Origin of the sequence: Desulfovibrio sp. (genome assembly GCF_019424165.1) — a bacterium.
Lineage (GTDB): Bacteria > Desulfobacterota > Desulfovibrionia > Desulfovibrionales > Desulfovibrionaceae > Desulfovibrio.
Genome location: NZ_JAHZAA010000019.1, coordinates 1 through 12320, shown reverse-complemented (window position 1 = coordinate 12320; position 12320 = coordinate 1). Strand labels below are relative to the sequence as shown.

8 protein-coding genes and 2 pseudogenes are annotated in these 12320 nt (G+C 58.5%); 2 read left to right on the top strand and 8 right to left on the bottom strand.

Annotated features, from left to right (window positions below; genetic code table 11):
- The 6 genes and pseudogenes from QZ377_RS07940 to QZ377_RS07915 all read right to left on the bottom strand — a co-directional run.
- Positions 1–844, bottom strand: a pseudogene (locus tag QZ377_RS07940) (histidine kinase); the annotation flags it as partial.
- A gap of 21 nt (positions 845–865) precedes the next feature.
- Positions 866–2890 (bottom strand): HlyD family type I secretion periplasmic adaptor subunit, encoded by a 2025-nt coding sequence (locus QZ377_RS07935; protein WP_365854622.1) that lies wholly within the window; start codon positions 2888–2890, stop codon positions 866–868.
- Position 2891: 1 nt separating this feature from the next.
- Positions 2892–5675 (bottom strand): type I secretion system permease/ATPase, encoded by a 2784-nt coding sequence (locus tag QZ377_RS07930; protein WP_291440629.1) that lies wholly within the window; start codon positions 5673–5675, stop codon positions 2892–2894.
- A 265-nt stretch (positions 5676–5940) separates the two neighbouring features.
- Positions 5941–7344 (bottom strand): TolC family outer membrane protein, encoded by a 1404-nt coding sequence (locus QZ377_RS07925; protein ID WP_291440628.1) that lies wholly within the window; start codon positions 7342–7344, stop codon positions 5941–5943.
- Between the two features lie 968 nt (positions 7345–8312).
- Positions 8313–8888 (bottom strand): rubrerythrin, encoded by a 576-nt coding sequence (rbr, locus tag QZ377_RS07920; RefSeq protein ID WP_291440627.1) that lies wholly within the window; start codon positions 8886–8888, stop codon positions 8313–8315.
- A 131-nt stretch (positions 8889–9019) separates the two neighbouring features.
- Entirely contained in the window at positions 9020–9505 is a 486-nt protein-coding gene (locus QZ377_RS07915) for a FlxA-like family protein (protein ID WP_291440626.1), read from the bottom strand.
- A gap of 172 nt (positions 9506–9677) precedes the next feature.
- On the opposite strand from QZ377_RS07915, the gene QZ377_RS07910 reads away from it, so the two are divergent.
- Positions 9678–10787 carry a YgjP-like metallopeptidase domain-containing protein gene (locus tag QZ377_RS07910; protein WP_291440625.1) on the top strand — a complete coding sequence of 370 codons (1110 nt, stop codon included), beginning with the start codon at positions 9678–9680 and terminating at the stop codon, positions 10785–10787.
- Positions 10788–10845: 58 nt separating this feature from the next.
- Positions 10846–11058 (top strand): annotated as a pseudogene (locus QZ377_RS07905) (integrase core domain-containing protein); the annotation flags it as partial.
- Positions 11059–11080: 22 nt separating this feature from the next.
- Here QZ377_RS07905 and QZ377_RS07900 read toward each other — a convergent pair.
- Positions 11081–11740, bottom strand: a complete 660-nt coding sequence (locus QZ377_RS07900) for a TrkA family potassium uptake protein (RefSeq protein WP_291440624.1) — start codon at positions 11738–11740, stop codon at positions 11081–11083.
- A 243-nt stretch (positions 11741–11983) separates the two neighbouring features.
- Positions 11984–12320, bottom strand: a 337-nt coding sequence (locus QZ377_RS07895; protein ID WP_291440623.1) for a potassium transporter TrkG, incomplete at its 5' end; no start/stop codon positions are given.

Sequence of the window (12320 nt, the reverse complement as noted above, 5' to 3'; positions counted from 1 at the left end):
GATCCACAAAACCCACCCGCACTGTGGGATCTATGCGCTGTAGTTGCTGGTTGAAATGCTGCAGTATGGCGGAGCTGAATTCTTTGCCGCCCGTATGCCGCGTGATGGCCTTGACGACCGGCAGCACATTGCTGGTTGCCAGCAGAACCGACACCACCCTGTCGCCTGTGGCATCCACATAAAGCGGAGCCACGATGGGAAATGCCATGTCCATGACCAGTTCGCCGTATTGCCGCCGTACAGGCATAAAAACGGGCTGGCGCGTGCGGATGGCTTCGGCAATATACGCGCGCTGCTCCTCGCTCAAAACGGGCGGTTCGCCAGGCGACAGGTATACTTCCAGGTTTGTGTTGACAAGGCTGGCGCTCCAGAAAGAGTTTTTTTCAATAAAGTCCTTGAGCTGCCGCAGCATCATGGGCAGACGCGGCAGAATGGCGCTTATGGGGTCCTGCGCGGGCGGCCGCCACCCGCCTTCTTCCGAGTATGCAAAACTGTCCGGCACCGGTATGCTTTCCGCTTCTTTTAGCGATTCGCGCAGCAGCACGTCCGGCGACAGGTGTGAACTGCTTACCTCGGCGGCAAAAAGCCGCAGCAAGTCCATCTCTGCAAACATTTCCACCTGCTTGATGATGCCGCCGGACCACACGGTGAGCAAGGCCACCTTGTTGTTGGCCTGCACATGCAGATCCTGCCCCACTTCATGCAACATGCGCTCGCGGGAATTCTGCAGGTACCAGTTGGCTCCTGTCACGATAAGAACCGCCATCACCGCAAAGACAGCCAGCATGATCCGGGCTGCGGCGCGGTTGCGCGACTTTATGTCGGAAGAATCCTGTAATGCCATAATCGTTCCTTTCGCGACGGATCAGCGCTCTCGCAGGGCGTTCTGCTTGGCCTTGAGAATGGGCTTGAGCAGATAATCCAGAACAGTTTTTTTGCCGATGAGAATATCTGTGGTCACAATCATGCCGGGGATAATGGGCAGATATTCCTTGTGATAGACAATGGCGTTTTTCTGGGTACGCACCTTGACCAGATAGAAATGCTCGCCCTTCTTGTCCTCAATGGTGTCGGCACTGATAGACTCAAGCTTGCCCTCAAGGCCGCCGTAAATGGAAAAGTCATAGGCAGAAACCTTGACCATCACCTCCTGCCCGGGGCGCAGAAAAGCCACGTCCTGCGGCTTGACCTTGGCTTCTACCAGCAGGGTGTCGTCCAGGGGAACGATGTCCATGATGGGTTCGCCGGGCTTTACCACGCCGCCCACGGTGGAGATGTATATCTGCTTTACCGTGCCGCGCACGGGCGCGCGAAGTTCGGTGCGGGTCACCCGGTCGCGCCCGGCAGAAATGCTTTCGCGCAGCGAGTTCAGCTCCTGGCGCCTTTTATTGATTTCTTCCGTGATGGCCGAGGCCTGTTCCGCACGGCGCGAGGCTATGCGCTGCCGCGATTCTTCAGCCGCGGCCTGCGCCTTGGGTATGGCTGCGGCCAGGGCGTCAATCTGCCCTTGCAGCTCCACCACACGCTGCTGCAAACCGAGATATTCCATTTTGGAAAAGTTATTGCGCTGCACCAGGGCATAGGCAGTATCACGCTGCTCGATGGCAAGAGCCAGGCTGCGGTCAAGCTGTACCTTGCGGGCGGTCTGCTCCTCAACATCGTGCACGCGCTGGGTGTATTGCGACTGCAACACCTCGACTTCAGCGTTCAGCTGCACCCGGCGCACCTGATAGGCGTTTTCCTGATCCTGCATGATCTGGCGGGCGCGGGCCAGGACGGACTCGTCCACCCTGCGGCCAATAAGCTGACTTGCCCATGCTTCAAGGTGCTCTGGAAAAACAGGTGGCTCACTTTTTATTTCCGCCTCAAGGCGGGCTATTGCCAGGCTGTTTTCCATAGCCTTGTTCACGGCGTCACGGTACGCGCTCTCGGCCATTTCGTTATCCAGCTGGGCCAGTATCGTTCCTTTGTCCACAATCTGGCCTTCGCGCACCATAACGGCGCGCAGGATACCGCCTTCAAGGTTCTGTATGGTTTGGGTGCGCTGTGACCCCACCACCGTGCCTTCGGCATGGGTCACTTCATCCACACTGGCAAAAGCAGCCCAGATGATGAGACACAAAAACATGACCGCCACGCAGATGGAAAGCGCGCGGACGCCGAAATGGGGCCTGCGTGCCAGCGCGGCGTCCACCTCGCTGGCAAACTGTATGTCGTCGGGCGTCAGGCCGTTAAGGGGCGCATCCATCGCGGCAAAAAGACCGGGATTACCCTGCTGCTGGCCGGGCTGCGACGCCCCTTCACCGCCTTTCAGGCGGTTTACGGTTTCGGCTATGGACTGGCGAAGACTTTTGTCCGGCCGCTGCTCGTGCTCGCCACCCATGAACAGATCGCGCAGAAAAGCCTTGGGGCCACTCTGCTCCGCAGGCGCGGGAGCAGTCCCTTCCGGTCCGGCAGGGTGCGACATGTCATGGCCGTTCTCCTGACCGTGCCCCAGCGGGAGAAAGCCGATACCGTCCACATGCTCATCCGTCCAGTCTCCGTCGTGCTCGCCGGACACAGGCATACCGATGGGCGCGGCCCCTTCCGATCCCGCACCGGGCATGGCGGGCAAGGCATCGTCTTTATGGACCGGCTTTGGCGCGCCAAAGGGGGTCTGCCCCGAGGGCAGATAACACAAAAACCCGTTCTCGGCCGTGCCGCAGAAGGCCTCATTGAAGTCCGGCTGCTGCGTGGTACGGGCCGAAGACTCCGGAGAAACGGCCCCGGAAGCTCCCGGCCCGCCGGATTCCTGCCCCCGGGCGCCGTCGGGCGCAACGGATTCCGCAGGATTAGCCGCCGGAGCAACGGGAGCTTTTGCTTTATTTTTATCTTGTGGTGTCAACTGCATGCTACATATTCTCCGCGGGCCGTTGCGCCGGAGCGCCCTGTCCCTGTCGTGCCGTATCCATGCTTTGCCGTGAACGGTCGCGCAGACGCTGCAAAACGGCGTCGCGCGGGCCATCCATCTTTATCTGGCCGTTTTCCATAACAATCAGGCGGTTTACAATGCGCAGCATGGACAGGCGGTGTGTCACCAGCACCACGGTGCGCCCATCCATGACCGAATAAAGGCGCTTTTGCAGCATCACTTCAGAATCCGTATCCATGTTGCTGGTAGGCTCATCCAGAAGCAGTACTTCGGGATCTCGCACAAGAGCGCGCGCCAGCGCCACAGCCTGACGCTGCCCACCGGAAAGAGCCTTGCCCTGCTCGCCCACCTGGGCCGCAAAGCCAGCGGGATTATTGCGCAAAAAATCTGTCACGCCAGCCAGAGCCGCTGCGCGCAGAATAAGATGGTCATTGATGGTGGGGTCGCCCAGGGCGATATTGTCGCGGATGCTGCCGTAAAACAGCACGACATCCTGCGGCAGCACCCCCACGCGCCCCCTGAGGTCGGTGCTGGGTATCTGCCGTATGTCCACATCGCCAAACTTCACGGCGCCTTCTTTGGGCTGGTAAAGGCCGATAAGCAGCTTGGACAGCGTGCTCTTGCCCGACCCCATGGGGCCGATGATGCCCACGCGCTCGCCCGGTTCGATATGCAGTGATACGCGGTCAAGGGCCAGACGCTCCTGCTGCGGATAGGCGAAGGACACGTTTTCCATGGTGAATGACGGGCGCAGCATGCCAAAATCCATGCAGGTTTTTTCCACCTGGTTTTCTGAAGGCAGCACCATGAGCATGTCGAGGGCCTTGAGCGTCACATGCGAATTCTGAAGACGCGTAAGCAGCGAGGCCATCTGCAGCAGGGGGGCCATGGTGCGCCCCACCAGGATATTGCAGCCTATAAGGGCGCCCATAGTCATCAGGCCGTCGGATATGCGGTACACACCCCAAACGATCATGGCCACAGTCACAAGCTGGGTAATAAGCATGGAGGACGTGACGGCCAGATTGTTGTACTTGCGGGCTTCGCTATTGGACTGGGCGGAAAGCCCCACCACAGATTCCCAGAGCTTTTGCATGCGGCTTTCGGCCATGCACGACTTGAGGGTTTCAAGCCCGCCCACAATTTCCACCAACAGGGCGTTTTTCTGCATATTCTGTTTGTAGCTGGCCTCGGCACTGCGCCGCGAGCGCGACTGCAGCAGCAGGCCGATGCCCAGCATCAGGGGCATGGCCGCCAGCGGCAAAAACACCAGCGGGCCGCCGATAAATCCGATAAGCAGTAGAAATATAACCAGAAAAGGCAAGTCAATGCAGGCCAGCAGGCTTGAAGAACTGAAAAACTCGCGCAACTGCTCGAATTCGCGCAGGTGATTAACAAGCGCCCCTGTGGATTCGGGCTTGGCATCCATGCGCATTGAAAGCACTTTTTCCACCAGCGCACTTGAAAGCACAATATCGGCATTGCGCCCGGCCACGTCCACAAAATGAGTGCGCAAAGACGAAAGCAAAAAATTGAAAAGATAGATTATGAGAATGCCGATGGCCAGAACCCACAGGGTTTCAATGGCATTATTGGGAACCACACGGTCGTAGACGTTCATGACAAAAAGCGGGCTGCCCACGGCAATGAGGTTGATCACCACGCTGGCCAGGGCCACATGCCGGTAAATGGGCGCGTAGTAGCGCAGCACGTCCCAGAACCAGCGCTTGCCGTGCGAAATGCTCAGCCGCTCGGCGCGGTCATCGGGCGCGGACTCCACAGCGGCAAAAAGCGTATAGCCGGAGTATTCCTGCTTGAGATCTTCAAGAGACACAGTCTGTGCGGCATCGCTGGTTTCGGGAAATATAACTTCGGCCATGCCGTCTTTCATGCCTGTCAGCACACACGAGCGGTCACGGGTCAGCAGAAGGATGCAGGGCATTACCAGAGCGGGGATGTCCTCCAGCTCGGGGCGAAAGACAATCCGGCCCGAAAGCCCGGCCTTGCGCGCAGCCCTGAGGCAGGCCTGCGGAGTTACCTTGCTGCCGGTAAGGCCGGCCATAAGAAATTGCGGACTGACCACCCTGCCGCGCAAGCGCAACAGCACTGCAAGGCTGCGCAACAGGCCCGGCATAAAGTCAACGTCAGACGGGCGCAAAGGCCCCATGCCCGAATCTTTGCCCGACTGGCCGGGATTTATGGCAGCTTCGTGGCGTGCGGCCTGGGCCATGGCATTCATGGCTGCTTCGCCCGTCTGGCCTGAAACGCCCTGCGCGGCGTCCGGCGCGGGAGTATTTTCAGCATTCGGGTCTGCTCCGGTTCCGGCAGCAGGCTGCGATTGAACTTCGGCGGACCCCGCGGCCCGCGCAGACGCGGCAGGCTCTGAGGGATGCGACGCGGCCTCGGGAGTGGCTGCGGCACTGGGTGCGGCATCCTCCCCATTGGAAGCTTCCGTGCGTGGATGGGCATTACCGAGCACAACACTGCCATTGACCGTGCCGGGCTGTCCGGACTGCGCGCCTTCCTGCCCTGACGTAGCGTCAGCCTCTTTTGCCTGCTGGCCGGGCAGTATGGTCACGGCTCCGGAAAGCTGCGAAAATCCGGCATCCTTCGGCGCGTTGCCGGGTTCGGGCGAAGCCGGGGCTGTGGAGGCAGCAGAAGACGTTGCGGATGCCGGCGTGGGGGCAGGGCCGTTTGCAGCCGTGCCAGTTGCCGTTCTGTCCGGGGTCTTCCCTGAAATTTGTGTGGTGTCAGGCTGTTCCATGGTATTCCCATTGCTGTAGCACAAGGGCTGGAAGCCCTTGTAAAGGGGCAGGAGCGTGGGCCGGAAAGGCGAAAAGCCTTGCCGGACGCTGCGGCCGGCATACCGTTTTGAACGGCTTACCGTTTATGAAAGTACGTTAAGGCAGCCGAATTGCCAAGATGCCAGACAATCCGATGCAAACGCAAAAAGTGGCGAACGCGGGGAAATAAATAAAGAAATCAGGCATCGTTCCCCGGCGCGCAAGCGCACCGGGGAACAACACCTCTTACTCAAACCAGCCGGGAGCGAATTCTTCGCGGGGGTCAACGGCGTCCTTGGGCGGCTCCTGCCCAAGGGGACCGGTATTAATGGACATTTGCGGCAGCAGATTGCCTGAAAGCGCGCTCAGGCGATACGCTCCCACCAGGATGTTTCCGCGAGCGGTTTCAGCCTGGGTGGAGGAGTTGAAAAGTTCATTTTCCGTATCGAGCACGTCAAGAATGCTGCGCCTGCCGATCTGGAACTGTTCAATATACGCCGAGCGGGTGTACTTGCTGTACTCCACAGCCTTGCTGTAGTGCGAATACTGTTCCTGCGCGGCCTGATAGTTGGTCCAGGTGCTTTCGATGTCCAGCTTCAGTTCGTCAAGAAAATCGTACATCACCTGACGGCTTTGCCGGATGCGCGCGGAAGCGGCGCGCCGTTCGGCCAGGTCCGCCCCACTGTTGAAGATATTCCAACGCACGACGCCAAGCACGTCAAAGCTGTATATCCAGCGGTCAGTAGCTCCGCCCCTGTCTGTATAGTTGGGGCCGGCTTCAAGGTTCAGCGTGGGGTAAAAGGCGGAGTCGGCCAGTTCACGCTCGCCGCGCGCGGCGCGGATGTCCTGCATGTAGGCAGACAGCTTGGGGTTGCTCTGCTCGGCCTGGGTCAGCACGGCATCCGGTCCCTTATACAGCTCGGGGGGCATCGTCACAGGGGCCATTTTGGCCGCGGCCGGCAGTCCCGTAAGGCGAACATACCTGTCTTCCGCCACAAGAAGGGCGGCCTTGGCTTCAGACTGGCTCGACAGCGCGCGCTGCAGGCGCGAACGGGCCTGCGTCACGTCAGCGGCAGTATCCGCGCCGAGGCTGGCCCTGTCCTGCGCCTGGTTCACAAGCGCCTTGTGCTGCTTTACGTTCATTTCGGCCAGTTCAAGGATCTTTCTGCGGCGCAGAACGTCGATGTGCGAAATGATGCCTTCAAGGGACAGCGAGGTGGCTGTATCAAACACACGATATTTTACGGACTCAAGGGTAGATTTGGCCGTGCGCACGCGCGAGCGCGTGGCAAAACCGTCCCAGATGGGCTGCACAAGCTGGGCGTTAACGCCAGCCAGGCCCCACATCTGATAATCCAGGTCTTTATTACGCGTGCTCGAATCGCTCAGCACACTGCCGCCCGCACGCCCTGTAACGTCCACGCGAGGGCCAAACCCGGCTTTGGCGCGGTCAACTTCGTGCTCAAGCACATTGCGGTTTTCCTGAATACCCCGCAAGGCCCTGTTGGTACGCAGTACACCATAAATGGAATCTTCCACGGTTATGGCCTGTCCTGCAGGCGGAGGAGGCGGATATGCGCTTTCGGCAGCCACAGCCAGCGCCGGGGCGAACAGAATCAGCCCCAAAAAGGTAAAAAAATACTGTCTCACAGTTCACTCCCAAAGAATGAAAAACCGCGCCTTATGGCGGCCTTTCGCTCTGTCCGCATACCGGCCAGAATGGCCCACATTGTGAATACGGCAACCGGGTGTGCCACCGTCCACAACGGCATGCTTTAGGCTTTTGGTGAAATACCCGGATCAAAGGCGTCCTGCAAGCTCTTTTGGCTTAACGCCCTACAGCTTACGCATTTTTCCCGCACAACGCCCGGCACAACAAAATCAGATACGGCATATCCAGCCATCCACAAATGGATGCCGGCTGGGGCCTGCTACTATTAACAGTTAGCAATAGTTGGGAAATAAAAGCAAGAGCCTTACACCTCACCAAAAACAGAAAAACATATAACGCGTCAAAAAATAAAGATAAATATATTTAACTCTGTTATAATATTTGTATGATCTGCCTGAGATTTTTTACTTTCAGGCGTCAAACCGCATGCGGCACAATGGCCCGGCAACTACCTGTTGCCGAACCTGCCGGAAAAGCCCATGAAAAAATATCGCTCGCAAGGTAAAAGACCAGCCGTAGCATAAGGCAATTCAACGCCGCCGGCACGCACTTCGGCAACAAGAAGTCGCTGATTCCAGCGTTTCATCGCGCAAGATACATCGCGTTTGCGCTTTCGCGCGCAGCTATCAGCGTGGTTTCAAAGTAAAATCACTTCGGTAACGGCTGTATTTTTCATCTGTTCAGTGCGCGCCATGAGGTTTGGCGGCTGCTTTGCACTATAGCTGCCTGTATGGCAGGAGAACTGCGCAGGATATCGTTACAGCAACGTGCGACAATCATTTCCGGCTGCCTGCGCCAGCTCGCAGCCGGATGAAACTGCCTGGAGGGCCTGCCTCACAAGGCGCGGCCCTGCACAGGCGGCAACAATCTGACAGGAAACCGGGGCCGCACACTGCCGCATCAGAAAGTATCCTTCGGCAGGTGTACGGCTCCGTAATAAAACAGATTAGAAGCTGTAGTTCAGCTCTTCAAAAAAGGCCTTGGGGTGCGCACATGCGGGGCACATTTCAGGCGCGTGCTCACCATCCACAAGACAGCCGCAATTGAGGCAGCGCCACACGGTGGGCTTGGAGCGCATGAACATGCGGCCTTCCTTGATATCGCTGGCGAGCTTGAGGAAGCGCTTTTCGTGATAGGCTTCGGCTACGGCGATATGCCGCATGACGAAGGCAACCTCGCAAAAACCTTCTTTTTCAGCGGTGGCCGCCATCGAAGGATACATTTCAGTGTGCTCGTAGTTTTCGCCGTGGGCAGAAGCCAGCAGGTTGGCTTCGCTGCCCGCGATAATACCAGCAGGATACGCAGCCTGAATTTCTACCTCACCACCTTCAAGAAACTTGAAAAGGCGTTTGGCGTGTTCTTTTTCCTGCGAAGCAGTTTCAAGAAAGATTTCCTGTACCAGCACGTAGCCGTCTTTTTTGGCCACGGAGGAGAAAAAATCATAGCGGTTACGGGCCTGCGACTCACCGGCAAAGGCAGTCAGAATGTTCTTTTCGGTCTGGGTTCCCTTTAACGATTTCATGGCAAAACCTCTCTTTCGCATGCAATGCATGCCATATACAAGGTGTCTGGGCGTAAACGAAATAAAAAGGGACAGCAGCAGCCATCCCCCAAGACCATTTCATACAATTGATATTTGTTACTGTCAATAGGCTAGCCTGCCTGCTCAGCTTCAGCAAGCTGTGCCTCAAGAGCCGCGATCTGCGCCTGAAGGGCATTTATCTTGCTCTGCAGCGCTGTATCCGCTCCGCCGCCGCTGGCCTGGCTGGCAAGGCTTGCCAACTGGCTTTTGAGGGCCTCTATCTTTTGTTTGATACTTTCCACAGAGCTGGAGCCGCCCAGCCCGCCCGATGCGCTCCCTGCGCCTGAAGCCTTTTCATCGCCGTCACTGCCGGAAAGTCCGGCCACAGAACTGCCGAAGTTTTCCTGCCCGGCGTCCGCTTCCGATGACGACTCGGCTGATGCCGAATAGCGGCCAAGTTTTTCGCGCAGAAGCTCCCTGGCCTTGTCGGAAATACTTACCGTATCGCCGGAATTGCCCTTGCCGGAAGCTGTGGTGTTTCTGGCGCTGCCGCCGAGATCCCATAGTCCTTCCACGCCGGAAAGGCCGCCAACGCCATATGTGCCGGACACGCTCATGTCTGCTCCTCGGATGCCTTGCACCGGTTGGAAAACAATTCCTCCCGCCCGCACCTGAGAAAAATTAGCAAAAGCCATGCCAGAGCATAAGAAGGAAAATCCTGCCCGGCGGCCCTCAAAGATGCGTCGATGGCCCTTTACAAGGGCTTGCCGCCTGTGGCAGCCTCGCCCCATGTCTGAAAAAAAGACCGCAGCACACTCCCGGAAAGGCCCGGGCGCTTTCCCTCCCCTGCCGGAGTATATCCATCTGCCTCTGGCCGGGGGAACCAGGCTGGCAGCCAGGGTACGCCCTTCAGCCCGCGCCCGTCGCACCCGCCTGACGCTTGACCCGCGTGGCCGCCTGACCCTCACTGTTCCCGAAGGCATGCCTCTTGTTCTTCTGGAACAAAGCCTGCCGCAATTTTTGCCGTGGCTGGAACGCGCGTGGAAAAAACATCAGTCCGGCAGCCCGGAAGAAAAACTGCCCCAAAACATAGATCTGTCCTTGCCGGGCATGTCATTTCAGGTGCGTCTTGACGGCGACCTTGCTGCCGGCAGGCTGGTTGCAGCGCAACATCAGGAGCACAGCGCATCCCTGCTGGTGCGCTCCGGGCCGCAACGCCTTTTACTGGTGCAAAGCCCCGGCCTGTTACGCCTTTTTGGTCCGGTACAGGATACGGCGCTGTGCGCCCGGGCACTGCGCCAGTGGTGTCGCAGTATGGCGGCCATGCTGCTACCACCTTATCTTGAGGGCCTGGCACGGCAGGGCGGCTTTATGCTTGAAAAAGTCAGCGTGCGGAACCAGCGGTCGCGCTGGGGCAGTTGCGCCCGCGCACGCCGCCCCGGCGGCAATGCCCGCAGCGGGGGAAAAAACACCGGGCAAAACGGTGCTTCCTTGCCGGAGATGGAGCACAGGCGGCACAACTCCGCGGCTGCCCCGGCCTCCGGCAAGGCGGGCCGCTGGATGGACACCTTTTTCCGGCTGTTTTCGGGTACGGATGACTCAGGCCTGAAGCCCGCAGGGCATAATGCCGCCGACCCGGCCAACGCCTTCGGGGATGGTCCCGCAGGGCGTATAAGCCTCAACTGGCGAGCACTGCTGCTGCCACTCCCCCTGCTGGAACACCTGTGCTGGCACGAGCTATGCCATCTGCGCCATATGAATCACTCCCCTGCCTACAGGGCAGAGCTGGCCCGCTATTCCCCGGACTGGCCCGAATGCGAAAAAGCTCTGGACCGGGCATGGCGCAGCCTGCCCTGGTGGGCCTTGCCCGGCGGTGACCCTTCAGAAGACGACGCCTAAACCCACACCCAGGGTTACGGCCTGCTCCGTATTCCACGCCCGCGACCGCACCCCGGACACCCGGCCTTACCGGCCGCAGACCAATGGCAAAAATGGCAAAGCGGAACGCTTCATCAGGACGGCAATGAACGAGTGGGCATACGCCGAAACGTACACCCACTCATAAAAAAGGACAGCCAAACTGCCCATATGGGCGCATCACTACAACCATTCTCGTCCCCACACGGCTCTTGGCAGAAAACCTCCGGCTTCAAAACTGGGGCGGGGGTGAACAGCGTGTTGACACTCTGCACCTAGGGCTTCAGTTCACTCATGGAATTGGCCCTGCCCGCCACCACAATGGTGTCACCCTTGTGCAGCACGGTCATGGCCGGGGGTACGAAGTTGAAAGAGTGCTCGCCTACGGGGCGAATGCCCAGCACCATAATATTGAAACGCTGCATGAGGTTAAGATCCACAAGCGTTTTGCCGTGCCATTCGTCCACCTTCAGCTCCTGAATGGCGATGCCCCCGTACTTGGGAATAAGATCCAGCATGCCCGGATAGGTAAGCTGATGGGCAGCCATAACGGCGGCCTCCATTTCGGGAACCAGGGCGCGGTTGACGCGCAGCCGCTGAAGGATCTTGCGATGTTCCTCATTGGAGGCCTTGACCCATATCTTGGGGCCGCCCAGTTCCTGTACGTTGAGGGTAATGCTGAGAGACTGCTCAACACTTTCTCCCACGCTGATAACCACCCAGTCCAGGTCCTGCACATGCAGTGAGCGCAGCACGGCGATATTGGTGGCGTCGGCCTTGTAAACGGACTCCAGCGCATCTTCGGCCCGCTGTACCCGCGCTTCAGACATATCTATGCCCACCACCGTATGCCCCAGGGAAACAAGGGTGGTCGCGATGCGCAGGCCAAAATTGCCCAGGCCGATAACGCCTATCTCCAGTTTCTTTTCCGCCATATCTTTCTTTCTCCGTGCTGTATCCGCGTCGGGCGCCGCTGCAAAGACCGGGCAGGAGCAGACCTCCGCCGGGCATGCCGGGCAAAACCCGAGTGCCGCTTTTCAGTGCGCAGCATTGCATCAGGAACAAAAAGCAGTTTGTCTGGGCCAGAAGATGCCGCTACGGCAGCAATCCTGAAGCAGCCCCATTGCAACGCTATTATTGCATAAGGCGTTTGAGAACAAACTATTGAAACAATACATCTAGCCAATGGGCAGTTGCGTTTCCGCCACTGTGTACGCCTTGCGGGGCTGCAAGCTCTGCACAGCCATGAGCAGGCTCAGCAGGCCCACGCGCCCGGCAAACATGTTGACAATAATAACACCCTTGCCCTCGGCGCTCAGTTCCGGGGTCAGATTCATCGAAAGCCCCACAGTACCGAGGGCCGAAACCTCTTCAAACAGAATGCGCAGAAAAGACGGGCCTTCACCCCCGGTGCCGTGCAGTATGCCGTATTCCGTAATACTGAGCAGAAACGTGGAAAACCCTACAAGCATCGAATAGAAAAAAAACAGGGTCAGCGCGCGGCTTACGTTTTCT